Genomic DNA, 23208 nt, shown 5'->3' with positions numbered 1-23208 from the left:
ATTATGCCCACCTCATAAGTCCACGTACACCCTTTCTGTTTTCAGCACCGTTAAAAAGACCTATTATGGGTCTAACCGCACCCTGAACAGAACTCATCAGTACATTGGTCAAAGTATAGCAGAAGCTGCATACTCCTTTGATCACACCTCCATCCGGACCAAAGCTGCTTAGCAGTATCCTGACCATAATATAATTCTGCAAAACGGTAACCAGCATGGATGAAGCATCAGGTAATCCCTTTGTAATAATCTCCCATGCGTCTTCAAGACTTATCCTGGCATTTCCTGTTTTAAAAATATCAGTTCCTATGTAGAGATAAGCCATTGTCACAATGCACCTGATTGCACATGCCAATGCTGTTCCATAACCTGTTCCGGCAACACCCAGGTGAAGCACGCCTGTAAAAAATATATCCAAAATAAGATTAAGAATTCCCTCCATCAAAGCCAGCTTCATAAGTGCTTTCATCTTGCCCATGATCTGCATTTGATAGACAGCAATCGTTGAGATAAGGCCAAACGGAGTTGAAATCATGATTCCTGTTGCATAGGCTCTTGTCAGTTCATACATATCATCTGTCAGATGATATGATGCAATCAGGAAAAACACTATCGGAATTTGAATTATTGAAAGAAACAGTGCAAAAAGAACTGACAGATATTTAACTGTCTTTTTTGCCTGCATAATTCTATCCGCATCAACTTCACCGATTCTATTGCTAAGAACAGCCGAAGCCCCGGTTGAAAGGACTACAGTTATTGCTCCGATAAGTGTTTCAATCGGGGCAAAAATACTTATAGCAGAAAGCGCATCGTCTCCTACGAAATTACCCGCAACAATTCCGTCTACAGTCACAAGCAGCAGCGTAGATATATTTGTAACAATAAGTGGAGGTAAATATTCCAGGAGTTTTGCAAAAGTAAACATTTCGTCCAATGGATATTTCTTCTCTACCTCAGAATTAGCTTCATCGCCTCCAAATCTTTGTAACTTCGCCAGAATATTCTTCATTATTTTCGCCCCTCAAGTTTTTTTCTCTGAAACGATAAGCCCAATCGATTACGCCTATAAGATCCTGTATGAATTGAAAAGGATCATATCTTTCCACAGGGATTATACGTTCATCAGGAGTGCACCCTATTACATCAAAATGTATTGGATACTTTTCTTCTTTCATCGAATAAGCAATCTGCATAAACTGGCGATTACAATATCTGTTATTAGTCACAAACAAAAATGAATCTTCAGCATTTCTCTTATCACTGTTCCTGATATAGAACTTAATTGTATCTCCAGTGTCAGCTCTTCTAATCTGTGGCTCAGTAGATGGCGCGGCAAAAATCCTGTAGGCCAAAGAATCTCCATCTTTACTGTATTTTTTTATGCACGAGATACTATTGAGATTCCTGTCACCTTTGAATTCTTCTGTTACTTCGGCTTTATCAAGATTGAATACATGGATAAAGCTCTCAGACATAGCTCCAAATTCCGTGTCACATTTAAAATCTGCCAAAGGACTTCGCTCTACAGGATTTATGGGTCTATAACAGGCAAGCCCATCAATAAAACATGTAGAATCATCTATCCATTTTTTCGCATATTCCGTCCTCTCTTTGCATGCCGTGAGGCTTCCTCCAAGGATAATAATGCGATTGTTTTTCTTTCTTAACGGTTTATTGATATCAAAAAAACCCAGTTCCCGAATAACCGGATATAAAACCTCTCTCTTACCTTCCAGTTTTTTGGGTAAAGCCAGTTCCTGCGTCTCTACCACTTTTCCATTTGCTTTAAGTCTTCCGTTGCAAACCTGTCCTATAGTATCTATGTCCACCTCCAGAATTCCAAGTAAATCCTGCAAGGGCTCCATTTTCAAAAAGTCTTCTATCTGACCGTTTATAGCATCAATCATTTCATTTATAGCAGTAGCATTTTCAGGAATGAAAAATCGAAGCATTATAAAACTCCTTCTTAGAGCAAGCACCATTATGCATAGTCTCTTATAAAAATTATAATATTAATTCATATTTCAAAGAGGTGATATTTATATTAAAATTCCGTAAATCAGTGGCAAATTATTCTTACGCTTACTATAGCAGTTTTGATACTATCTCATTATCACAGGGCTTATGTACCCAGGATGATTCCGGTGGTACTTCCTGCAAGATGGACTTTCCATAAACCATTTCCAGTATCAGCGGAAGGTTTTCCTTCATTTCTTCAGGGTTATCTTCAAATCTATTGATCACATATATTATTACATTGCGCAAATTGTAGTTTACAAAGTCCTCGCGTTCGGTCCGATTTGTCCCCTTTGACAGAGTCAGGAAGCATTTCATTTTCTCCTCATGCAAATGGTATGCCAGCTTGAAATAATCAGGAACGTACCATGTAGACATGGACCCTGATGCTCTTTGCATATATTTGAACATGATAAGCTTTGAGGTGACAATTGTCTGTGCCCGCATCAGATAAGCATAGTTAAAGATACGATCCTCACCGAATTTCAAACCGGTCTCAAATCGTAAATGATACTTATCGATTATTTTTTTATTGTAAAATTTATTGCAGGCAGAATATATAAGCATAATTCTTTTCCTTATATACTCATCCGCAAAGGATGAAATATCAGGATAAAAATGATCCTCAACTGTCGATAAACGCGAATCTCCATTCAAAAAACAACGCTCAAATCCGAATATTATTAAATCCGGCTCTTTATTCATAAGTTCTTTAGCTTTTTTAAGGAAATCTTTCTCCAAATAATCGTCACAATCGACAAAGCCTATATAATCGCCCTCAGCTACATCTATGCCTGCATTTCTGGCACCGGAAACTCCCTCATGACTCCGAAGCAGAATCTTCACTCTGGAATCATTTTTATATCTCATAATCATCTGTACAGTATCATCATCTGATCCGTCATCAACAATTATCAGCTCGCCATCATCCGTAACTGATCAAGGATTGAATCAAGACACTCCTCCAGATAATCACTGCAATTGTAAGCAGGCACTATTATTGAAAGCTTCATAATGTTCTTATTTATCCCCCATAAGCATTATGTAATTAGTGTACTGTTAAATTCATAATTACCAAATTGTTTGAATCTGAATAAATCTACGACGTCATAAAATCCTGCCAATACAAGTGTCTCTATTCATAAAATAAAGACTATAGAAATATTATTTTTCGTAAATTATATAAATTATCATATCATGATGCTACAAATGATACAATTGAGTAGTCAATTCCAATAGTTTTTATTCCTACAATTTGGTACAATAGCAATGGATTGTTGTTTTCCATCAAAAAAAACAATAATCGTATTATTTCGAGGGAGGTTATGAAAGATGGCAAGAAAAAGTAGCGTAGAACGTGCAGTTAAAGCAACCGGTGGTTTCTCTACCGCTCATAAGAACATTGTAGTTCAGTATGAGAATGCAGATCACAGAACAGATGATATCCTTTCCGGAATCAGAGAGGATGTTCTAGGCAAAGGTGTGAATGAATCTGATATAGTCAAGGTTGATGTTTACATCAAGCCTGAAGATCATAAGGTTTTCTACGTGGTAAATGATGATATAAACGGAAGCATTGACTTCTAAGGGGGAGGCATATTATGGCAACAATATTTGTAGTCGCCAATCAAAAGGGCGGTATTGGAAAAAGTACTACGGCAACCAATCTTGCCGGAATTCTGGGGAAAAAGAAAAAGACTCTTCTTATTGACGCTGATCCGCAGGGAAACAGTAGCAGCACCTACGACGCTAAGATAGAGGATGTTGCAACTCTTTATGATGTTATCATCGATTCTGATAAGCTTCCAATTTCTGAAGCAATTCAGCACACAGAAAACGGCGATATAGTTGCATCCGACCCTCTTCTTGTAAAAGCCGAAAAGATGCTTGACGGAGATCTTGAGGGATTCTACAGACTTAAGGATGCTCTGGATGAGCTTGAGGGATATGACTACATAGTTATTGATACTGCTCCTTCTCTGAATGTCATCCTTTACAATTGCCTTATCGCAGCTGACAGGGTAATAATCCCCGTAACTGCAGATTCATACGCAATGCAGGGTATTCAGCAGCTCTATGATACCATCATGTCAGTCAAAAAGAGACAAAATCGTGAACTCTCCATTGCAGGGCTTCTGCTTGTCAGATATTCAGGTCGCTCTAACTTAGAGCGCGAAACCAGAGACAATATCGAGAAGATTGCAAAGCAGATGGGCACAAAGCTCTTTAAGACAATCATAAGAGAATGTGTTAAGACAAAAGAAGCCCAGGAGGCAAAAAAACTGCTTATAGATTATGCTCCTAAATGCAATACCTGCCTGGATTACATGGATTTCGCAAAAGAACTGATGAGAAAGTAAGTGCTCAAAAAAATAAGCGCAGGCACCACATTTTGTGTTGTCTGCGCTTTTTTCATACTTTATTTCACTTTTACTTTTACAGGCTGGCTCCAATCGCCGTAATATGTCTTACCATTAGCATCATAGAGGCCTCTCATACGTACATAGAATGTACCCTTCTTGGCAAATCTGACAGTTGATGTTCTCAGATTGTAGCCATTTATTTTCTTACTCTTAACCTTTTTGTTAAAGTTCTTATTCTTACAATACTGATACTGATAAACACTAACATTATTCTGGCTCTTCCAGGATAACTTAACGTTTTTATTCTTTTTAGCCTTAGCCTTAACTTTTTCTATTGCACCGGGCTTAACTACGATATCGAATTCTGCATATTTATTACTTTCATCAAGTGTTTTTGCTGAGATTCTTGTAGTACCAACGCTCACACCTCTTACAATACCATTGGCATCTACAGTTGCAACTCTTGTATCATAGGATGTCCACTCCACTCTCTTGTCTGTTGCATTAGAAGGAGTGATAACAGCACTAAGACCGGTTGTGCCTCCAACAGCAACTTCCTCAGATCCTGCTATAGATACATCTGTTGCGAATATGGGTGCTGCCCCCCATTTAAGCTTATATGTAGTATCAGATGCTCTTTTTACAACAATATAATTAGTTCCTGCAGGAAGAGTCTGATCTGTATAATGTTCTCCACTTGCCCAGCTGTAAGACCATTTCTCCAGATAATTGTTATCATTGATATAATAATGCTGATTGTCGGTGCCGGAAAAATATAATCTGATAGTTCTTTCTGTAGTAAGATTTATTTTGTAATAATCCTTATCATCATTCGCACATAAAAAACCTGTAATCTCAGTATTTTCCGGTAACTGCATTGCTTGATCAAAAATGTTATTAGGCTCTTTCTCATTATTGCCTGCAGCATTGAATTTTGCCTTTACTATGTATGAGCCATCCTTTCCTTCTTCATCAGTGATTTTTAATGTATACTGTCCCTTGACAAGCGCTACTGATCTTTCTTCTGCGGAATTCCCCCTCTCGGGATCCATTCTAAAGAAATAGTCGCCGGTCGCATCCTTATTAAAAAGTTCAACCTCAATGTATCTTCCCCAGTGTCCATTTATGTCTTTGTTCTTACATATAACAGATAGGTATCCATCTGAAGGAAGTGTAATAGTATAATAATGATATTGCGCTGAATTTGTAGATGTAAATTTACCTTCCACAAACTGATTATTTGTCGCCAGATTAAAAAACTTCTCATTACTGCCTGCAGATACTGACAACTTGAAACTCCCCAAAACAACCATCATGGTAAACATGACCGCAAAAGCAAACAAGGCTTTTGCTTTAACAAAACTTTTTTTCATTTTTCCCTCCATAAAATTTTAATTTTGCGTAAATTATTATACAAAAAATAAAACCTCGCTGCAAATAAAACAGCAAGGTTTTTTAATTAAGTTTCTATTTACGCAGATACCATATCAGGTTTATTACCTGTATAGAGCTGATAGTATCTTTGCTTCAGTTCAAGTAATTCTTCGTGTGTTCCCATTTCAACGATTCTGCCCTGTTCAAGAACCACAATACAGTCAGAGTTCTTAACTGTTGAAAGTCTGTGGGCAATTACAAAGGTTGTACGTCCATGCATCAGCTTATCCATACCATCCTGAACAATCTTCTCTGTTCTGGTGTCAATGGAGCTTGTAGCCTCATCCAGAATAAGAACCGGCGGATTTGCAATAGCTGCTCTTGCAATTGCAAGAAGCTGTCTCTGACCCTGGGAAAGATTAGCTCCATCACCTGTAAGCATCGTGTTATATCCCTCAGGAAGACGCTTGATGAAGCCATGGGCATTGGCAAGCTTGGCTGCTGCCTTGACCTCTTCATCCGTTGCATCCAGTTTGCCATAACGGATATTATCAGCTACTGTTCCGGTAAACAGATGTGTATCCTGCAGAACCATTCCCAGTGATTTTCTAAGATCAGCCTTCTTAATCTTATTGATATTGATATTATCGTATCTGATCTTACCATCCTGAATATCGTAGAAACGATTGATCAGATTGGTAATCGTGGTCTTACCTGCACCGGTTGAACCAACAAGAGCAACCTTCTGTCCCGGTTTTGCATGAAGAAGAATATTGTGAAGAACCATCTTTTCATCAGTATATCCAAAGTCAACATCATTGAAAGTAACATCACCTTCCATGGGCTGATAGGTAGTTGTTCCCTCAGCTTTATGATAATGCTTCCATGCCCAATGTCCTGTGAATTCTTCTGACTCAACTATCTGTCCATTTTCTTCCTTTGCATTTACAAGCATTACATAGCCATCATCAGTTTCAGGCTTCTCATCAATGAGCTTAAATATTCTCTCCGCTCCGGCAAGAGCCATGATAATACTGTTAAACTGCATTGATACCTGGTTGATTGGCATAGAGAAGCTCTTATTAAATGTCAGGAAACTTGCAAGTCCGCCAACGGTAAATCCTAAATACTGGTTCAGTGCTATAGCACCACCGATAATAGCGCAGATAACATAGCTTAGGTTACCAATCTGAGCAACAATCGGCATAAGAATGTTGGCAAAAGCGTTAGCCTTATATGCACTCTGGTAGAGTTCTTCGTTCAGCTCATCAAACTTATTTATAACTTCATCTTCATGACAGAACACCTTAACAACTTTTTGTCCGGTCATTATTTCTTCTATATAACCGTTAAGTGTTCCTATATTTCTCTGCTGATCAACGAAGTTCTTACCGGAAACCTTTGTGGTTTTAGCTGTAACAAAAAGAGTTACACCGACCATTGCAATCGTCACAATTGTAAGAGGAATGCTCAGTACCAGCATTGATACAAAAACGCTTACAATAGTGATCGCACTGTTTAAAAGCTGGGGTAAACTCATTGAAATCATCTGTCTTAAGGTATCGATATCATTCGTGTAAATTGACATGATATCACCATGAGCATGAGTATCAAAATACTTAATAGGTAATGATTCCATATGCTCAAACAGCTCTATTCGAAGATTTCTCAGAGTTCCCTGGCCTACAAAAATCATAAGCCTTGCCTGAATGAAGGACGCAACAACACCCAGCGCATAAAACATTACAACTCGTCCTATAGCATTGGCCAAAGGGCCATAATCAGGATTAGCCTGACCTATAAGCGGTGTAATATAGCTGTCTATAAGTGTCTTTGTAAAAAGAGTACCCTGAACGCTTGCTACTACGGTAAGTATAATACAGGCTATCACAATCACCAGATGAAGCGTATAATCCTTCAAAACATATCCCATAATCCGCTTAAACAAGGCACCGGGATTTTCTATATCAGGTCTTGGCGCGCCTCTGCCGGGACGTTGTCCCGGACCGCGTACTTCTTTAATTTTTTCTTCTGCCATCTGTCTTCCCTCCGTTATACCTTCTCATCAAAATCCGCATCGCCACTACTGCCAACCTGAGAATCATAAACCTCACGGTAAATGGTATTGTTTTCAAGCAGATTCTCGTGAGTATCAAAACCATCAATGCGCCCGTCATCCATAACAATAATACGGTCACATCCCTGAATACTTGATATTCTCTGTGCAATGATAAGCTTTGTAGTATTAGGTATCTCTTCTGCAAAAGCTTTTCTTATTTTGGCATCGGTTGCAGTATCTACAGCACTTGTTGAATCGTCAAGAATTAAAACCTTGGGCTTTTTAAGAAGTGCTCTGGCTATACATAATCTCTGTCTCTGGCCGCCTGATACATTAGCTCCGCCCTGTTCGATAAAGGTATCGTAACCATTTGGCATTTTTTCAATAAATTCATCGGCACAGGCCAGACAGCAGGCTTTTCTTACCTCCTCGTCCGTTGCATTTTTATCACCCCAACGAATGTTTTCATAAATTGTTCCACTGAAAAGAACATTCTTCTGAAGTACAACAGATACCTGATTTCTCAGAGTTTCCATGTCATACTTTTTAACATCAACACCTCCGACGAGGACTCTTCCTTCGTTCACGTCATAAAGTCTGCTGATAAGATTGACCAGTGTTGATTTGGAAGAACCGGTTCCACCTATTATACCGATGGTCTCTCCGGACTTAATCTCAAGATTTACATCCTTAAGAACAGGCTCCTCGCTTTCCACATTATAGGAAAAATTGACATGCTCGAAGGCAATACTTCCATCCTTTACCTCTGTTATTGGCTTTTCAGGATTATCTATGCTTGTCTTTTCATCGATTACTTCTATGATACGTTTGGCACTTGCCTGAGACATGGTGATCATAACAAATATCATTGAAAGCATCATAAGACTCATCAGAATATTCATACAATAGGTCAGAAGACTCATCATCGCTCCTGTTGTAAGCTCTCCTGATACGATCATATGTGCTCCAATCCAGCTTATGAGAATAATACAGATATAAACAGTACCAGTCATAACAGGTCCGTTAAGAGTAACTATTTTTTCTGCTCTTACAAACATTTCATAGATATTCAGTGCTGCTGTTCTGAATTTGCTCTTTTCATATTCCTCACGGACATATGCTTTAACAACTCTGATGGCTGAGACATTTTCCTGTACGCTCTCATTGAGCTTATCGTATTTTTCAAATACTTCCTTGAAATATCTGGTAGCCTTATTCAACATTATGACAATAATAACAGCGAGGCATAAAACCGCGATAAGATAGATGGATGCCAGCCTGGGACTTATAATAAATGACATAACCATGGCTATTATCATGGAAGCCGGTGCTCTCATAGCCATTCGAAGAATCATCTGATATGAGTTCTGGATATTTGTAACGTCTGTTGTAAGTCTCGTTACAAGTCCTGCTGAAGAGAACTTATCGATATTAGAAAATGAAAATGTCTGAATATTATCAAACATACGCTTACGAAGATTTCTTGCAAGACCGGTAGATGCTTTCGAACCAAAAACAGCACCTCCTACTCCCGCTGCCAAACCAAAAAGCGCAACAACAATCATCATAAGACCTGTCCGGATTATGTAATTCATGTCTGCGCCGCTTATACCAAGATCAACTATACGTCCCATCAGTATCGGGATGATCATCTCAGCGATAACCTCTCCGATCATACACACGGGAGTAAGAATACTTGGAAGCTTGAATTCATGTAACTCCCCAAGAATTTTCTTAACCATTTACTCACCTTCCTTATTTTTTTACCGAAAAACAGAACCGATATTCGGTTCTGTTATCTGTACCTATATTATATATAAAAATTGTGTTCAATTTGTTAATTATCTGTACCTATATTATATATATAAATTGTGTTCAATTTGTTAAGTATGAATCAATTATTCTTTAATAAAAGTACGAACATTAACTCCATTTACTTCGATATGATCATCCACTTCAATCACAAGACACTGACGACCATCAATGATTCTTGACTCAACAAGATCTGCCCTGTCAGGCTTAACCTTAATCACCACATTGGGTGCTTCAATATCAAACTTCCTTGTATTTGCAATATTCATCGCAAGGAGAGGCTGCTCAACCTCACCTACTATTTCCTGATAATTATGATCAAAATAATTCATTCTCTCCTCAGGAACACCGCTGTCAGATAATAGATGTTTTACATCCTCCTTTGATAACTCAAAGGTAACTTCATCCTCTTCATGATCCTCCAGCATTGTATTCAGATTCTCATGAATATTCCTCATAACATCATAGTCAGCTTCCTCTCCTATGGTGTTCTCCACAAGGGCCTGGAATAGAGTCTTCTGATCCGGTGCTGACATGGGTGCTCTTCCACCAAAAAGCGCCTCTACAAACTCAGGCTGCAGGTCATCAGGCTTTTTTGTGAAATACAGCATATTATGGATATCCGCATTTCGTTCTATGAATGCAGGGAATAAAAATCCCTTTGCCGGTCCGTCCACAACCCAGTCACGGTATCTGTCCTCTATATCATTTGTCTTCTCATTATATCCAAGACCTGCCTTGGAAAGCTTAACGGGGCAGATACTGCATAGCATATAATCATAGATATTCTCTGAAGCGTCCTCCATCTCTATTCCATCACGTGTCATTCCCGGAATATCATAGATCGCATGAACAAGGATAATGAAATAATTCTCTTCAGCAAAATAATTAGCTATTATTTTGTCATAGAATTCATCTATCAGAGCATCATCCTCTAAATGGGAATCACGAAGGCGCAGCAAAAACTCCTGTGTTCCTCCCTCACCTTCCTGATCAAGTGGAAATTCCAAATTAATAAGACTTTTACCGAAAACTCCTGAAAGAGTGTGTTTGAAGATGTCCAGATATTTGAACATTTCTTCCTCAGGAATACTGCCAAAGGCCTTTTTAAAAACAAGTTTCTTGTTCTTTTCCCCATCAACATAACACCCGCAGATGTGATCTATCGTACATCTGTCGGGTGTAAACTGTTTCCTTATTTCTAATACTTCTGCTTTATTCATTTAGCTTATCTTTATTCCTTTGCCATAAATTTATCGCACATCTCGCGAGCAAACTGAACAGGATAGAGCTGGACCATTACTGAATCTATAAGACCTGAAATAGTCATCTTGAAAGCAATCTTAACGAAATTATCATAATCCGTTTCAAAACTCTTCTCAAAAATCTTGATACTATCGACATCAATCCTGTTGACAACAGGTGTACTAATATCTGTAGGAACCCCAAGCATCATGGAAAGAGATGTAGCAGCTGCTCCCATCATCTGGTTCATAGCCTCTGAAGCAGCAGATAAATGAAGATCTGAAATCTCACAATTGGTATTGGTTCCATCCCCGCCCATCATAAGATCTGTCATGACCTTTACATCATTCTCCTTGAGAATTAGCACGTTGTTACCTGTAAGTCCTTTTACATAATGTATCTGAACAAATATACAGGTATTCTCATAGTCATCTAGTGATTCGCTCCTCTTGATGACATTCACATTGGGAGTGGTTATATCAACCTTCCTGTTAACCATCATACTGAGTGTTGTTGCGGAATTACCCATGCTGATGTTGGCAATTTCTCCTAAAATGTCAATCTGTTCGTTTGTAAGTACCTGATCCATAAGAACCCCTCGCTCCTTGTATAATCAGTAATATATATCGCTAGACATCACGTATATACTACTATTTTATGCCATTAGCTCTGAGGTGTAAAGAAAGATTGTATTTGGGATTTCTTAATTTTCTATAATATTTCTGAGTTCTAATAATGAATTTATTTTTTTATAGTATAGTCCCTTTACCTCTTCTTCATCATCATTCTGATCAGGAATGAAAATCGTCTTAATTCCTGCCATAGAAGCAGATTTTACTCCATTTGGTGCATCCTCTACCGCAATGCAGTTCTCCTTTGGAACGCCAATCTGCTCAGCAGCATACAAATAAATATCCGGCTGCGGTTTTCCTTCCCTGACCATAGTTGCACAGCATATCTTGTCAAAATATTGAAGAAGTCCCACTTTTTCCAGATATCTTGTCGTTCTCTCTTCATCGGTAGCTGTAGCGGTTGATATCAGTATTCCTCTGTCTTTAAGCCACTGGAGGATTTCTTTGGCGCCCTTCTTTATGCCAATCCCTTCCTTTGCCACAATTTCTTCAAAAAGCTTTTTCCTGTAATTTCTTACCTCATTATAATCAAAGCTTTCTCCATACCACTCCTTAAAACGCAATGGAGCAAATGGTCTCCCCAGGCTTCTTAGCTGCAGGGCCTGCTCTCTTGTCATGGAAAACCCAAAGTGCTCAACGGCCTTTGGCCAGACTATCTGATAGTATTTCTCGGTGTCTATCAGAGTTCCATCAAGATCAAATAAAACTGCTTTTACTTCCATATGTTTCCGCTCTCCAAATAACAAATTACTTATTACAATTCACTGCTTTTAAACTACTTACATAATGATATTAAACTTCCTTGATTAAATTAATATACAAATTGTGATTTTTTACAATTATTTGTGATTATTTTTGTTTATTAATCTTTTCTTAAAATGATTATCTGTGATTGACTTTGATTATTTGTGATGTTATCCTTTTTTCAGAAGGCGACGAAAGATGTCTGTTTATGCGCCATCAAGACTTTTGGGGAGAATTCGTATGTTAACTGAAGAAAGACGGTCAGCTATCGTTTCTTATATTGAAGAACATAAAGTTGTTACGGTTCAGGAACTTGTTGATGCATTGGATTCCTCTGCAGCAACTATACGAAGAGATTTAAATGCCTTACATGCCGAGCACAGAATACTCAAGGTGTTCGGAGGTGCAACCTCTTTAAGTTCCAGAGATGTCAATACCATTGAACCCTCAGTTGCTGAGAAAGCGCAGCGCAATACTGAAGAAAAAGACATAATTTCCGAATATGCCGCTTCACTTATCCAGGACAATGATTTTGTTTACATTGATTCAGGAACTACCACCCTCCATCTTATTGATCACATAACCAATCAGAATGCAAAGTACATAACCAACGGTATCGTACATGCAAAAAGACTTTTGGAGCGTGGATTATCTACAATGATCATCGGAGGCCGTATCAAGCCCGTAACGGAAGCAGTGATCGGTCCTGATTGTGTCGAGGCATTAAGTAAGTTTCATTTTACCAAGGCCTTCATGGGAACCAACGGCGTATCTGTTCAGGCAGGTTTTACCACCCCTGATGTAGATGAAGCACTGGTCAAGGCGGAAGCCATAAAACACACCTACCTTTCCTATATCCTTGCAGATCATACGAAATTTGGTGTTGTCAGCTCAGTTACTTTTTCAGAACTCAGGAGCTGCTGCATAATCACCGATGAAGAACCTGCAAAAAAATATAATGACCAGACAATAATAAAGGCTGTTTTAGGAAATCCCGATGCACAATGATTTTTTTACATAATGTGCATTTACGTATTGTAGATAATCTTCGTTCTATAAAGCTTTGCCGGACGTTCTTTTCTACAAGATGAACCTTATAACTTCATTATTGAAGGGAGAATATTATGATATACACTGTTACTTTTAATCCTGCAATCGACTACATAGTCCGCATGGATAAGCCTCTTGATACAGGCATGACCAACCGCTCAGTTTCAGAGGACTGCTTTTTCGGAGGAAAAGGGATCAACGTCTCAACCATCCTGAAAAACCTCGGTATTGAAAATACCGCTTTAGGCTTCGCAGCAGGTTTTACAGGCGAAGCGATTGTCAGAGATGTAAAAAGGAAGGGTATTCTGGCTGACTTCATAATGCTTGATGAAGGTATTTCAAGAATCAATGTAAAAATCAAGTCTGAACAGGAAACAGAAATTAATGCTCAGGGACCGAAGATCAGCGATGCAGCATATGAGCAGCTTCTTCAGAAGCTCGACACCTTAAAGGACGGAGATATGCTGATACTTGCAGGAAGTATTCCCAGCACTCTTCCAAGTAATGTATATGAAATCATTTTGGACAGATTAAAGGATAAAGGTGTTATCTTTGTGGTTGATGCCACCAAGGACCTTTTGATGAATGTTCTTAAATATCATCCTTTCCTTATAAAGCCCAATAATCATGAACTGGGTGAGATGTTCAACACTGTTCTTAAGACAGATGATGAAATCGAGGCTCATGCGAAAAAGCTTCAGGAAATGGGTGCAAGAAACGTTCTTATCTCCATGGCAGGAGACGGTGCAATGCTTATAACGGAGGATGGCAAGCGCTTCCGTGTGGGAGTTCCCAAGGGTACGGTCAAGAATTCCGTAGGCGCCGGTGATTCAATGGTTGCAGGCTTCGTTGCAGGCTACATGAAAACAAAAGATTATCAGGTAGCATTAAATATGGGTACTGCTGCAGGAAGTGCTACTGCTTTTTCAGATGATCTCGCAACAGGCGAGCTTATAAACAGTATTTACGAAACATTATAAATATCATAAAAAATGTTTCGTCAATATAAGGACAAATGTATTGGGGTTTACCCCAGTATCATGCTTTAAGCATAGAAAGGGAGAAAAATGAAAATCAAAGATCTTTTAAGCAAAGATGGGGTTAGCTTAAATCAGACCGCAGCAGATCAGGGTGCAGCAATTGATTTAATGGTAGCGCTCCATGACAAGGTGGGAAACCTTAATAACAAGGCAGATTTTAAAGCTGCAATTGAGGCAAGAGAAGCAAAAGGCTCAACAGCTGTAGGTATGGGGATTGCTGTTCCGCACGCAAAAACAGCAGCTGTTAAGAAGGCAGGTCTCGTTGCCATCACTGTTCCTTCAGGTGTTGATTACAAATCACTTGATAATCAGCCCAGCAAACTTTTATTCATGATCGCAGCTCCAGACGGTGCTGCTGATACACATCTTGAAGTATTGTCAAAGCTTATGACAATGCTGATGGATCAGACATTTACAAAGTCACTTATTGAGGCTAAGACTCCCGAAGAGTTCATCGACCTCATCGACAAACAGGAAGATGCACGCGATAAGAAAAACAATGCTGATGCATCCGTATCTCCTGCTCCCTCAAAGACAGGTCTTAAGCTTCTCGGTGTAACAGCATGCCCTACAGGTATTGCACATACATATATGGCAGCTGAAGCTCTTGAGCAGTGTGCAAAGGACCAGGGTCACTCAATCAAGGTAGAGACTGATGGTTCAGGCGGAGCCAAGAACGTTCTTACAGACTCCGAAATAGCTGCAGCTGATGTCATCATCATCGCAGCAGATAAAAATGTAGAGATGTCCCGCTTTAACGGCAAGAAGGTTATCAAAGCTTCTACAGCTGATGCAATTCATCACTCAAAAGACCTTATTGACAGAGCGGTTTCAGGAGATGTTCCTGTATACCAGCATTCAGGCACAATCTCAAAGAGCAGCTCTTCCATGGATAATGAAAGCGCAGGAAGAAAAGCATACAAGCACCTTATGAACGGTGTTTCCCACATGCTTCCATTCGTTATCGGCGGTGGTATTCTTATAGCAATTGCATTCCTGCTTGATGACTACTCAATCGATCCCAGCAACTTCGGTTCCAATACTCCTGTTGCTGCATGGTTTAAGTCAATCGGTGGTACAGCATTTGGATTCATGCTTCCTATACTTGCAGGATTCATTGCTCAGAGTATTGCTGACAGACCCGGTCTTGCAGTTGGTTTCGTAGGCGGTGCCCTTGCAGCATCCGGCGCTACATTTGCTAATCCCGGTGGTGACATCCCCTCTGCTTTCCTTGGTGCTCTTGTTGCAGGTTTTGCTTCAGGTTACATTGTACTTTGCATTAGAAAGCTTACAGATGGTCTTCCGGCAGCACTTGAAGGAATTAAGCCCGTACTAATCTATCCTCTGTGTGGTATCCTTGTCATCGGTCTTGTTATGTGCGCTATCAATCCTATTGTTGGTGCCCTTAATACATGGATTTCAAATGTCCTTACAGGCATGAGCAGTGGTTCAATCGTAGTACTCGGAATACTTCTCGGCGCTATGATGGCTACAGATATGGGTGGCCCGCTCAACAAGGCAGCTTACGTATTCGGTACAGCAGCACTTGCAAACCAGAACGAAACAGGTTACATGATCATGGCAGCAGTTATGGTTGGTGGTATGGTTCCTCCTATTGCTATCGCACTTGCAACTATCTTCTTCAAGAATAAGTTCACAGAAGGCGAGAGAAAGTCAGGTCCTGTTAACTTCATCATGGGTCTTTGCTTCATCACAGAGGGTGCTATCCCGTTTGCAGCAGCTGATCCGCTTCACGTTATTCCTTCCCTTATGGTAGGTTCAGGCGTAGCTGGTGCTCTTTCAATGGCATTTAAGTGCACACTCATGGCTCCTCACGGCGGAATCTTCGTATTCCCTGTAGTTGGAAACGTAGCTATGTATCTTGTATCACTTCTTATTGGATCCGTTATCGGTGCTATAATGCTCGGAATTCTTAAAAAGAATGTAAACGAGTAATAATATAGAAAATAATAACCACTCATCCCCCTTCCCTATCAAAGGGAAGGCACCGGATGATATGTACTAGAAAGTTGAGGTAATTAAATGGTATCAAAAAATATTACAGTAAAGAACGAACAGGGCATGCACATGCGTCCGGCCAGTCTCCTGTCACAGAAGGCTACTCCTTTTGACAGTGATGTAAAAATTCTGTTCAACGGAAACAGCTATGACTGCAAAAGCGTTATGTTCCTTATGAGCGCTTGCATTAAATGCGGTTCTGATATTGTGCTTCAGTGTGAAGGTCCTGATGAAGAAAAAGCTCTTGCTGAGCTTTCTGAGTTCATCGAGTCCGGTATGGGTGACTAATTATTATTGCTTGAATAAATGCTCTCCGGCACTACTGTGTCGGGGAGCTGTTTTCTATTATTCCGTCTGCAATTGGTAGCTTTTTCATATGCTCACATTTATTTGCAGTCAGGATACCACGACAAAGGAGGCTAATTTTAATGTACAAAGGAATAGCTGCATCAAGAGGAATCGGAATTGGAAGTATTTGTCGCATAGTTGAACAGGATCTTTCTTTTGAAGCAAAAAAGATCACTGATCCCGCTGCTGAAAAAGAGCGTTTTCACAAAGCCATCTCTGATTTCGTGGACGAGACAAATGCTATGGCAGAGGATGTACGTAAACGTATAGGTCCCAAGGAAGCTGAAATTCTTCAGGGACATGCAGTTATGATCTCTGACCCTGCCATGTCAGGTGAAATGGACAAAATGATAGATTCAGGACAGTGTGCCGAGGCTGCTCTCACAGCTGTATGCGACATGTTCATTGGAATGTTTTCCAAAATGGATGATGACATGATGCGTCAGAGAGCTTCTGATATCGCAGATGTAAAGGTAAGTGTCCTTAAAAAGCTTCTTGGAATCAAGGATGTTGATATCAGCAAGGTAGCACCTGGCACAGTACTTGTCTGCAAGGATCTCACACCTTCCATGACATCTCAGATTGTAAAAGAGAATGTCACAGGTATTATCACAGAGATTGGAGGAAAAACCTCCCACTCTGCTATCCTTGCAAGAGCCCTTGAAATTCCTGCTGTCCTCTCCGTTCCCGGAATTGTTGATGAGGTAAAAGACAAAGATACCGCTATTATTGACGGAACCGAGGGTGACGTCTATATCAATGCAGACGGCGATGTTCTTTCAAAATACATGCTTAAGCGTGAAGAATTCATACGTAAACAGGCAGAGCTTAAAACTTTCATAGGAAAAGAAACCGTCAATGCCGACGGCACAAAGCTTGAACTCTTCTGCAACATCGGAACTCCTAAGGATGCAAAAAAAGCCATGGAATGTGATGGCGAAGGCGTTGGCCTTTTCCGTTCCGAATTCCTTTTCATGGACAACACTCATCTTCCTACAGAAGAAGAACAATTTGAAGCATATAAGGAAGCTGTCCAGACTATGGATGGTCGCTGCGTTATTATTCGTACACTTGATATCGGTGGCGACAAGGATATTCCATACCTTGGACTTGAAAAAGAGGAAAATCCTTTCCTCGGATACAGAGCCGTGCGCTACTGCCTTGCAAACACTGATATGTACAAGACACAGCTTCGTGCCATAGTCAGAGCAAGTGCTTTCGGAAAAGTAAAGATCATGGTTCCGCTTGTAACAACTGTTGATGAAGTCAGAAGTGTTAAAACGCTTGTAGAAGAAATCAAAAATGACCTATCTTCAGAAGGTATAGATTTTGATAAGAATATTGAAGTAGGATGCATGATAGAAACTGCCTCCGCCTCTCTCATTGCTGATCTTCTTGCTAAAGAAGCTGACTTCTTCTCAATCGGAACAAACGATCTTACACAATACACCATGAGCGTTGACAGAGGTAATCCCAAGGTTGCTTATCTGTATTCCTCATTCCAGCCATCAGTACTGCGCTCCATCAAGAATATTATTGAGTGTGGTAAAAAGGCAGGTATCCCTGTTGGAATGTGCGGAGAAGCTGCTGCAGATCCGCTAATGATTCCGCTTCTTATGTCCTTTGGACTTGATGAGTACAGCGTAAATCCTGTTCTTGTTCTTACAGCACGCTGCATTATTTCCAAGTGGTCAAAAGCAGAAGCTGATGCCCTCGCTGAGAAGGTAATGGGAATGGCCACAGAATCTGAGATTGTAGCCGCTCTTAAAGCAGCTGCAAAAGAATAAATTCGTCTTACGATTTCTGCCCTTTGCAAACAAAGATCTTAATCTAATAATCCCTCACGCTGCACGTAATGTTGCGGCGTGAGGGATTTATTTTTAATAAATTCCACCAATTCCGGTGTCATTGTCTATTGTATTCATGTTATAGAGAATCAAAACGTCTGTAATATCATCATGCTCATTGATAAATTTTGATGGCCCGCCTTTGTAGTATCGCGTATCAAAAATGAATATTTTGTGATAGTGAGCCAAAAGATAAGGCACCATACTGTTAGCATAGCTGTCCTTAACAAGGGCCAGTGCACCGCTTTCTACCGCATCATTAGTTATTGTCACCATGGGATGAATATTGTTCAAAAAGTACGAATACTGATCCTTCTCCTTAAGGTATTCTTCATTGTATATTGTGTCAGTCACTTCGCCTGTATCAGAATATTCCACCTTCAATTTCCATGCAGGATGATTAACAGAAGTAATAATATCGTTTCCAAAATAGTTGTCGTTTAGCTTTGAGAATATGGTTCCTTTAAAGCTGTCTGACACGATTTTAAGATCATATTCATCAATAGGTACTTCTGCTATTCCTTTCGCAGAGCAATAGGCTTTATATCCCGCATACGCCCCATAGACGGTCCAGTGGTGGTCAGTCCGGTAAAATAGTCCCTGATTACCATCAGTGCCACTAAATGACTCCTCATTTGCTTTTTGGGGTATAGCCGATAATATATCCCCGGTTCCCTTAACAGTTTTTTCATAGGCATTTTTTAATGTTGCCAATGCATCAATTGTCTGCAGTTTTTCCGGAACTGCATCATAAATCCTGCCAATAACCTGCTGCTGCGCATCTTTCTGATTTTGAGGAACGTTTGCCGGAAGCTTATCGGAACACACTTCTATGGCAGTTGGCACAAGCATGAGCATAACATCAGCATTCTCCACATTCTCTGCAAGCTTTGAAAACTGCTCAATCTGTTTTCCGGTATTGCGTGGTTCATCATATTTCTCAATTAATGATCCATCATTTGCCAGATATACTCCGTTAATCTCCTTCCTTCCGCTAATTCTCTGTGTTTCAGCCATTAAAGCCATGAGTGTATCACGAAAAGGAAAATGATCTGCGGCATATTTTTCCAGTCCTTCAGTAAACTGTCCACTCTTTACATTCTCGAATTTCAAAACAGGAAACTTGGAAAGGGGTCGGTTTTCATTTACTGAAAAATCTCTTTTTTCAAAACAGAAAAAGCAGATTATAAAACAAAGCATTATGGCACAGATGATATATGACAATACTCTATCCTGCCATGTTACTTTTTCGTTTTTATATGCATCTGAATTTTTCTCTTCAAAGTCTCTTTTAGTCATGATCAGTTATAAATTTGCTCCTTATAGTTACATCAAAACCTAAAGTACAAAAAAGGATTATAAGTATCTCTTACCAGGCTTGAAACTGCCAGTATAAACAACGCGATTATTACTACTGCAAAAGTAGCCTTCGCAATGCTTACTGTAAGGGTCTTTTTGCCTGATAGCTTTTCCAAGAGCCGGGGGTATACAGGGAATGCCAGTATAATTGCTATCACCAGCACAATCATATAATTGCCCGAATACCATAAAAATTCACTACTATAAAGGGGATTATGAGGTATTCCTACAAGCTTTATAAAATAGTGCCCCATCTCGCCAAGATCATCAAAAGTAAATATTCCAAAGCCAAATACTACAATTATTACTGTATACACGTGCTGTAATAGCTCAGGTAGCTTTTTAAGACCTTTTCCCCAAATATATTTTTCCAGGGTAAGCAGCACTCCGTGATATAGTCCCCACAAAACAAAATTCCAGGATGCTCCATGCCATAAACCGGTCAGAAACCATACAACGAATATATTCCTCAAATGCTTCAGTTTTCCCACTCTGTTTCCGCCCAGAGGGATATACACATAGTCTCTGAACCATGTTGAGAGTGATATATGCCAGCGACGCCAAAAATCTGTTATTGATACAGCGCTAAGGGGATACATAAAGTTTTCCGGAAAATGGAATCCAAGCATTTTTCCAAGTCCGATTGCCATATCGCTGTAGGCACTAAAGTCATAATAAAGCTGCAGAGTAAAGCACAGTAGTCCAAGCCATGCCGTAACAACTGAAATATCATCATCTACACGAATCGTATCCCAAAGTGCACCAATCTGATTGGCAATAAGGACTTTACGAAGAAGTCCCAGAATAAATCTTTTAATGCCGGATACGAAGTTTCTCTCATTAATCTCTCTTTTATGAAGTTCCTTCTGTACTGACACAAATCTCACGATTGGTCCAGCTATCAATTGTGGAAACATCGACACATAAGTCAGATAATCCAGATAATTATGCTCCGCTTTTATCCTTCCTTTGTACACATCAATCGAATAGCTGACTGTCTGAAAGGTATAAAAACTGATTCCCACCGGAAGTGCGACTCCCGGCAGCTTAACATCAAGGCCGGTCAGACTGTTCCAGATACTTACAGAAAAGTCTGCATATTTAAAATATCCAAGAAGTGAAAAATTGATGATCAGAGCCAAAGAGAGAGACAGTCTCTTCTTTGTAACAGATGATTGGAATTTTTCCTGAAGCAGTCCGTCTACATAATCCACAAATGATGATAACAGCATGAGCAGAATGTATATAGGCTCACCCCAGGCATAAAATATAAGACTAAATGCAAGCAGGACGAAATTTTTCGCCCTGCCGGGAAATACATAATATAGAATCAAAAATGCCGGTAAAAAAAAGAACAAAAACGCAAGACTACTAAATACCACTACTCTTTATTCCCCCAAAAGACCACTCTTAATTATTTCTTCTATTCCCTCTGCATCAGGCGAAATAACAAGATACAAGGTATTCCCCTCTTGCTTAATTCTGGCAGAAGTAATGATGTCAGCCTGATCCGGCAAATAATCAAGCATTTCCTGAGATGAGAGTTGTCCCAAAACAGCTTCAAGTTTTTCTTTTACTTCTGCTACGTTTCCGGAATCTGCCACATTTAATATGATCACTCTGTCTGCATGCACTTCATCTGCCTCAGCAAATACGTAATCTGAAAGCATCCCGGCATCTATGCCATAATAATTCATCAGCCAGTCTGCATCAGCTTCATACATCTCCGGAAGTGTATATGTCGCCTTTATCTTTTCATAGATTTCACCGGGCTTAAGCGCAGTCTTTTGTACCCCGGCATTATCAGCAGAAGACTCTGCAGACGCATTTTCCGCGGTTTGCGCATTCCCGCCCTGACCTGACGAGCCTCCACATCCTGAAGCTCCTATCATCATTGTAGCCAAAACCAGTCCTAATGTAATTACAACTCTCTTTTTCATACTTGTATCTAACTTCGATATCCGAAATCAGCCCCTCCTCCATAAATGTTTTTTATTTCTTACCAAGTCCTGTCGGATACGCTTACCATACGCGCCAAAATAAGTACGCTAACGGTAGCCAGCTCCCCTACTATTTAGTGTAGTGGTTACTGTAGGTTATCCCTGCTTTTCCTCAAGTCCCAGGCGGTTGGCAGCAAATCTTATAAGCATCATTTTCCACACATCATACGCCTTATAGGACTCATGCAAAAAACCATCACTACAATATTGCTCAGCAAGATTCCCTGCACCGTCTGAGAGCACATTTGCCATGTCTATGTATCCCCATCCATATTCTGAGGCAAGCTCACGGACTCTGCTGTTAAATGTAGCAAGATTTTCATTATTAAGCTTACCCTTGCCCTTATCTTTAAGAGTATAGGTCGCGCTTATGATGTTTATTTCTATATCAGGCGAAAGCTCTTTGATTTTTTCAATCAGTTGCGGATAAAGTGAAACCGATTCATCCATATTTGAACTGACATCATTAATTCCAAAGAAAAGAAATGCTCTTTTCGCCCCCATCATCTGAATTGATTCCCATATAGGATGTTGTGCTCCCTGATATAAAGGATGCACACTTTTTTCACTGACTGGCCAGAATGAATTATGCAAAGACAGTGAACCTGCAGCTAAAAACTGAAGCTGTTTTAACATGGGATCCGTGCTTTTTGCTGAGTAATTCCTAAATCCCAATAACACTGAATCCCCGGCAAATACCGTATTCTCATAAAAAGCAATAATTTGCTGCATCTGCTCATCCGAATAATGCATGTTTTCAAGTGTCTGCAGATCGCAGGACAAATCTATATTCCCGGATGAAGCCCCAGAGGCAGCCGGAAGATCACTTGCAAGATTCTGCTCATTGGTAACTTCATTTGTCTCCTGAGCTTCAGAGATATCCTCATTGGTTCCTGACGACTTTATTTCATCAGCTCCGCTGCCTTTAGCCATTTCCGGTTCAGATTTATCACTTTCCGAAGTTATCATTTCAACTGAAGCTTCATCGCCCTCTATAACTTCATCGCCCTCTAAAGCTTCATTCATCTCCAATCCTGGCTTTCCAAGTATAGGAGTTTCAAAATATATTGGTTCTGAGTTAGCTGAAATCCTTATGCCAGTATTATCACCGGAAATATCAGTATTTCCGCTAAACCCACAGGCACACAACCCTGAACATGCCATTGCAACAACAAAAGTCTTTACCCCTCTAATAGTTTTCACTGATTGACTCCCTCTCAATAAGCTGCAACATTCATATTACAATTATCCCTGGATAAGAAATGCAGGAATATCAATTTCTTTTACGACTTAAGTA

The 23208-nt window shown here is 39.8% G+C and carries 21 protein-coding genes; 7 read left to right on the top strand and 14 right to left on the bottom strand.

The window, feature by feature from the left end; all coding sequences use genetic code 11:
* Position 1: 1 nt before the first annotated feature.
* From G622_RS0115885 to G622_RS26715, 4 genes are all read right to left on the bottom strand, one after another.
* The gene (locus G622_RS0115885) at positions 2-1012 is read right to left on the bottom strand and encodes an MATE family efflux transporter (protein WP_026511522.1); all 1011 of its coding nucleotides are present in this window, start codon (positions 1010-1012) and stop codon (positions 2-4) included.
* On the bottom strand, positions 969-1955 hold the full coding sequence (locus G622_RS0115880; protein ID WP_026511521.1) for a hypothetical protein: 987 nt from the start codon (positions 1953-1955) through the stop codon (positions 969-971). Before G622_RS0115880 ends, G622_RS0115885 begins: the two co-directional genes overlap by 44 nt.
* A 133-nt stretch (positions 1956-2088) precedes the next feature.
* Complete coding sequence (locus G622_RS24815) at positions 2089-2889, bottom strand: glycosyltransferase family 2 protein (protein ID WP_256374526.1); 801 nt, start codon at positions 2887-2889, stop codon at positions 2089-2091.
* 44 nt (positions 2890-2933) lie between these two features.
* Positions 2934-3032: a glycosyltransferase gene (locus G622_RS26715; RefSeq protein ID WP_155831524.1), complete on the bottom strand. Its 99-nt coding sequence runs from the start codon at positions 3030-3032 to the stop codon at positions 2934-2936.
* A 319-nt stretch (positions 3033-3351) separates the two neighbouring features.
* Between G622_RS26715 and G622_RS0115865 the strand changes: the two genes are divergently transcribed.
* Both G622_RS0115865 and G622_RS0115860 read left to right on the top strand, forming a co-directional pair.
* On the top strand, positions 3352-3606 hold the full coding sequence (locus tag G622_RS0115865) for a DUF6465 family protein (protein WP_026511519.1): 255 nt from the start codon (positions 3352-3354) through the stop codon (positions 3604-3606).
* A 14-nt stretch (positions 3607-3620) separates the two neighbouring features.
* Positions 3621-4379 carry a ParA family protein gene (locus tag G622_RS0115860; RefSeq protein ID WP_026511518.1) on the top strand — a complete coding sequence of 253 codons (759 nt, stop codon included), beginning with the start codon at positions 3621-3623 and terminating at the stop codon, positions 4377-4379.
* A 59-nt stretch (positions 4380-4438) separates the two neighbouring features.
* Here the strand turns inward: G622_RS0115860 and G622_RS24810 are convergent, their stop codons facing one another.
* The 6 genes from G622_RS24810 to G622_RS0115830 all read right to left on the bottom strand — a co-directional run bounded on the left by G622_RS24810 (position 4439) and on the right by G622_RS0115830 (position 12226).
* On the bottom strand, positions 4439-5755 hold the full coding sequence (locus G622_RS24810) for an Ig-like domain-containing protein (RefSeq protein WP_026511517.1): 1317 nt from the start codon (positions 5753-5755) through the stop codon (positions 4439-4441).
* Positions 5756-5853: 98 nt separating this feature from the next.
* Positions 5854-7794, bottom strand: coding sequence for an ABC transporter ATP-binding protein (locus G622_RS0115850; protein WP_026511516.1), 1941 nt, complete (start codon positions 7792-7794; stop codon positions 5854-5856).
* Positions 7795-7808: 14 nt separating this feature from the next.
* Entirely contained in the window at positions 7809-9557 is a 1749-nt protein-coding gene (locus G622_RS0115845; RefSeq protein ID WP_026511515.1) for an ABC transporter ATP-binding protein, read from the bottom strand.
* Between the two features lie 156 nt (positions 9558-9713).
* A complete protein-coding gene (locus tag G622_RS0115840) occupies positions 9714-10850 on the bottom strand; it encodes a DUF4317 domain-containing protein (protein WP_026511514.1) in 1137 nt (378 codons plus the stop codon).
* Positions 10851-10861: 11 nt separating this feature from the next.
* Positions 10862-11461, bottom strand: coding sequence for a flagellar motor switch phosphatase FliY (fliY, locus tag G622_RS0115835; protein WP_026511513.1), 600 nt, complete (start codon positions 11459-11461; stop codon positions 10862-10864).
* Between the two features lie 114 nt (positions 11462-11575).
* Positions 11576-12226, bottom strand: coding sequence for an HAD family hydrolase (locus G622_RS0115830; protein ID WP_044957875.1), 651 nt, complete (start codon positions 12224-12226; stop codon positions 11576-11578).
* 262 nt (positions 12227-12488) lie between these two features.
* Between G622_RS0115830 and G622_RS0115825 the strand changes: the two genes are divergently transcribed.
* The 5 genes from G622_RS0115825 to ptsP all read left to right on the top strand — a co-directional run bounded on the left by G622_RS0115825 (position 12489) and on the right by ptsP (position 18492).
* Complete coding sequence (locus tag G622_RS0115825; protein WP_026511511.1) at positions 12489-13256, top strand: DeoR/GlpR family DNA-binding transcription regulator; 768 nt, start codon at positions 12489-12491, stop codon at positions 13254-13256.
* Positions 13257-13372: 116 nt separating this feature from the next.
* On the top strand, positions 13373-14278 hold the full coding sequence (gene pfkB, locus G622_RS0115820; protein WP_026511510.1) for a 1-phosphofructokinase: 906 nt from the start codon (positions 13373-13375) through the stop codon (positions 14276-14278).
* Between the two features lie 87 nt (positions 14279-14365).
* Positions 14366-16294, top strand: a complete 1929-nt coding sequence (locus tag G622_RS0115815) for a PTS fructose transporter subunit IIABC (protein ID WP_026511509.1) — start codon at positions 14366-14368, stop codon at positions 16292-16294.
* A gap of 87 nt (positions 16295-16381) precedes the next feature.
* Positions 16382-16645, top strand: a complete 264-nt coding sequence (locus G622_RS0115810) for an HPr family phosphocarrier protein (RefSeq protein ID WP_026511508.1) — start codon at positions 16382-16384, stop codon at positions 16643-16645.
* Between the two features lie 140 nt (positions 16646-16785).
* On the top strand, positions 16786-18492 hold the full coding sequence (gene ptsP, locus G622_RS0115805) for a phosphoenolpyruvate--protein phosphotransferase (protein ID WP_026511507.1): 1707 nt from the start codon (positions 16786-16788) through the stop codon (positions 18490-18492).
* A 93-nt stretch (positions 18493-18585) separates the two neighbouring features.
* Here the strand turns inward: ptsP and G622_RS0115800 are convergent, their stop codons facing one another.
* The 4 genes from G622_RS0115800 to G622_RS24805 form a co-directional block, all read right to left on the bottom strand.
* Positions 18586-19851 carry a DHHW family protein gene (locus tag G622_RS0115800; RefSeq protein WP_049945903.1) on the bottom strand — a complete coding sequence of 422 codons (1266 nt, stop codon included), beginning with the start codon at positions 19849-19851 and terminating at the stop codon, positions 18586-18588.
* Between the two features lie 32 nt (positions 19852-19883).
* On the bottom strand, positions 19884-21293 hold the full coding sequence (locus G622_RS0115795; protein ID WP_026511505.1) for an MBOAT family O-acyltransferase: 1410 nt from the start codon (positions 21291-21293) through the stop codon (positions 19884-19886).
* 6 nt (positions 21294-21299) lie between these two features.
* Entirely contained in the window at positions 21300-21851 is a 552-nt protein-coding gene (locus G622_RS0115790) for a DUF4358 domain-containing protein (protein WP_026511504.1), read from the bottom strand.
* A 156-nt stretch (positions 21852-22007) separates the two neighbouring features.
* Entirely contained in the window at positions 22008-23114 is a 1107-nt protein-coding gene (locus tag G622_RS24805; RefSeq protein ID WP_049945902.1) for a GDSL-type esterase/lipase family protein, read from the bottom strand.
* Positions 23115-23208 lie beyond the last annotated feature (94 nt).

The organism is Butyrivibrio sp. LC3010 (assembly GCF_000424385.1).
In the GTDB taxonomy this organism is placed as follows: Bacteria; Bacillota; Clostridia; order Lachnospirales; family Lachnospiraceae; genus Butyrivibrio.
The sequence above is the reverse complement of the archived record's forward strand: the minus strand, read 5'-3'. Positions and strand labels throughout refer to the sequence as shown.

Coding starts and splice junctions, on each gene's coding strand:
- G622_RS0115885 (WP_026511522.1), bottom strand. CDS start 1,012: ATGAAGAATATTCTGGCGAAGTTACAAAGATTTGGAGGCGATGAAGCT.
- G622_RS0115880 (WP_026511521.1), bottom strand. CDS start 1,955: ATGCTTCGATTTTTCATTCCTGAAAATGCTACTGCTATAAATGAAATG.
- G622_RS24815 (WP_256374526.1), bottom strand. CDS start 2,889: ATGAGATATAAAAATGATTCCAGAGTGAAGATTCTGCTTCGGAGTCAT.
- G622_RS26715 (WP_155831524.1), bottom strand. CDS start 3,032: ATGAAGCTTTCAATAATAGTGCCTGCTTACAATTGCAGTGATTATCTG.
- G622_RS0115865 (WP_026511519.1), top strand. CDS start 3,352: ATGGCAAGAAAAAGTAGCGTAGAACGTGCAGTTAAAGCAACCGGTGGT.
- G622_RS0115860 (WP_026511518.1), top strand. CDS start 3,621: ATGGCAACAATATTTGTAGTCGCCAATCAAAAGGGCGGTATTGGAAAA.
- G622_RS24810 (WP_026511517.1), bottom strand. CDS start 5,755: ATGAAAAAAAGTTTTGTTAAAGCAAAAGCCTTGTTTGCTTTTGCGGTC.
- G622_RS0115850 (WP_026511516.1), bottom strand. CDS start 7,794: ATGGCAGAAGAAAAAATTAAAGAAGTACGCGGTCCGGGACAACGTCCC.
- G622_RS0115845 (WP_026511515.1), bottom strand. CDS start 9,557: ATGGTTAAGAAAATTCTTGGGGAGTTACATGAATTCAAGCTTCCAAGT.
- G622_RS0115840 (WP_026511514.1), bottom strand. CDS start 10,850: ATGAATAAAGCAGAAGTATTAGAAATAAGGAAACAGTTTACACCCGAC.
- fliY (WP_026511513.1), bottom strand. CDS start 11,461: ATGGATCAGGTACTTACAAACGAACAGATTGACATTTTAGGAGAAATT.
- G622_RS0115830 (WP_044957875.1), bottom strand. CDS start 12,226: ATGGAAGTAAAAGCAGTTTTATTTGATCTTGATGGAACTCTGATAGAC.
- G622_RS0115825 (WP_026511511.1), top strand. CDS start 12,489: ATGTTAACTGAAGAAAGACGGTCAGCTATCGTTTCTTATATTGAAGAA.
- pfkB (WP_026511510.1), top strand. CDS start 13,373: ATGATATACACTGTTACTTTTAATCCTGCAATCGACTACATAGTCCGC.
- G622_RS0115815 (WP_026511509.1), top strand. CDS start 14,366: ATGAAAATCAAAGATCTTTTAAGCAAAGATGGGGTTAGCTTAAATCAG.
- G622_RS0115810 (WP_026511508.1), top strand. CDS start 16,382: ATGGTATCAAAAAATATTACAGTAAAGAACGAACAGGGCATGCACATG.
- ptsP (WP_026511507.1), top strand. CDS start 16,786: ATGTACAAAGGAATAGCTGCATCAAGAGGAATCGGAATTGGAAGTATT.
- G622_RS0115800 (WP_049945903.1), bottom strand. CDS start 19,851: ATGACTAAAAGAGACTTTGAAGAGAAAAATTCAGATGCATATAAAAAC.
- G622_RS0115790 (WP_026511504.1), bottom strand. CDS start 21,851: ATGAAAAAGAGAGTTGTAATTACATTAGGACTGGTTTTGGCTACAATG.